This is a genomic window from Streptomyces echinatus (genome assembly GCF_014203595.1).
Lineage (GTDB): Bacteria > Actinomycetota > Actinomycetes > Streptomycetales > Streptomycetaceae > Streptomyces > Streptomyces echinatus.
In genome coordinates this window covers 1-2,046 of record NZ_JACHJK010000045.1, presented here as the reverse complement: position 1 = coordinate 2,046, position 2,046 = coordinate 1, and the positions used below count along the sequence as shown (strand labels likewise).

1 protein-coding gene is annotated in these 2,046 nt (G+C 67.3%); it reads right to left on the bottom strand.

What is annotated here, in order from left to right; all coding sequences use genetic code 11:
* Positions 1-2,046: non-ribosomal peptide synthetase (locus FHS34_RS41785; RefSeq protein ID WP_184976181.1), on the bottom strand; the 2,046-nt coding region annotated here is incomplete at both ends.

The window sequence follows — 2,046 nt, the reverse complement described above, 5'->3', positions numbered from 1 at the left end:
GGTCACCGGGATCTGCACCGGCCGGTTGTGGGTCAGCCAAGGTGTCAGTCCGGCTACGGTCGGGTTCTCGAAGACCGCGCGGATCGGCACCTCGAAGCCGAGCACCGACCTGATGCGTGAGGTGAGCCGGGTGGCGAGCAGTGAGTGGCCGCCGAGTGCGAAGAAGCCGTCGTCGATGCCGACCTGGTCGACCTCCAGGACTTCGGCGAACAGTCCGGCCAGCATCTCTTCGTGGAGGTTGCGGGGGGCGCGGTAGGCGTCGCCGAGGAACTCCGGCTCGGGCAGTGCCCGCCGGTCCAGCTTCCCGTTCACCGTCAGCGGCAACTCGTCGAGCACCATGACTGCGGCCGGCACCATGAACTCCGGCAGCCGGGAAGCCAGGAACCTCCGCAATTCCTCTCCGTCTGGCGGGCCACTGCCGACTCCGACGGCGTAGGCGACCAGTTGTGTGCCGCCGACGCCGTCGCGGGCCACCACCACGGCCCGCGACACGTGGGGATGCGAGCCGAGTACGGCTTCGACCTCGCCGGGCTCGACCCGGAATCCCCGGATCTTCACCTGGTCATCGGCGCGGCCCACGAACACCAGCTCGCCGTCGCGCGTCCACCGGACCAGATCCCCGGTCCGGTACATCCGCGCACCGGCCACACCGAACGGATCCGCGACGAACCGCGGTGCGGTGAGACCAGGAAGAGCGTGGTATCCGCGGCCGATGTTCGGCCCGGCAACGTAGAGTTCGCCGGCTACGCCCCGTGGGACGAGACGGAGATCGGGGTCCAGGACGTAGACGTGGACGCCTCCGAGCGGGGTGCCTATCGGAGCGTTGCTCCGCTCGTCCATCGCGGACAGTGGCCCGGTTGTCGTGGCGTAGAAGGACTCCGTTTGCCCGTAGGCGTTGAAGATCCGGGTTTCCGGTAGTGCCTGCCGGAGGCGACGGACCAAGTCAGCGGGGAGTGCCTCGCCGGCTAGTACCACGGTGTCAATGGTGATGGATTCGGGCAGGTCGTTCAGCAGCTCGGCGAACGCCGACGGGACAGTGCTGACGACGCTGCCGGCCCACGTGTCGCGCCTAGCGAACTCCAGCACGTCCTGGACCATGTCGACGGTGCCGCCAGACGCCAACGTCGCCACGATTTCGAAGACTGACACATCGAAACTGACCGAGGTGCTCGCCAGCGTGATTCCTCCCGGCTTTATGTCGAACCGGGTGGCGAGTTCCTGCGCGCAGAGCGTGACGCTCGCGTGGGTGATCCCCACGCCTTTCGGGACACCGGAGGAACCGGAGGTGTACATCAGATAAGCGAGATTGTCCGGCAGCAACGCGGGTCGCGGGTGCGCACCGGCCGCGGTGACCTCGTCAACGAGGAGATGACGTAGACCGTTGCCGACCACGGAACCGGCTGTGGCGCTGTCGGTGACGACGACCGCCGGCGACGCGTCGCTCAGCACGGACTCCACCCGGTCCGCCGGGTAGGCGGGGTCGATGGGCAGGTAGGCGGCGCCGGCTTTCAGGATTCCGAGGATGGCGGTGATCAGTTCCGGCGAGCGGGGGAGCGCGACCGCCACCACTGATTCGAGGTGTACGCCCTGCGCGAGCAGCGCATGCGCGATGTGGTCGGCGCGTTCGTCGAGCTGCCGGTAGGTCAGTTCGCCATCGGCGGAGGTGACCGCGATCGCGTCCGGCATCCGCGCCGCCATGTTCTCGATCAGCCCTGGAACCGTGGTGATCGATGCGGCTGTCGAAGTGCGGCCCCAGGCTTCGAGAAGTCGGTGGCGCTCGTCGGGGAGGAGCACGTCGAGGGTTCGGAGCGGTGTGTCCGGGGTGGCGACCACCGTGCGCAGAACTGTTTTGAACCGGGTGATGAGCTGTTCGATGGTTTCCTTGTCGAACAGGTCGGTGGCGTACTCGACGTGACCGGCGTATCCCGGCTGGGCCGCGCTGTCGTGCGAGGGTTCGACGATGTTGAAGAGGAGGTCGAATCGTGAGGTGCGGGTTGAGGTGGGTTCGTAGGTGGTGTTGATGTTGCCGAGGGTGAGGTGGGGGAG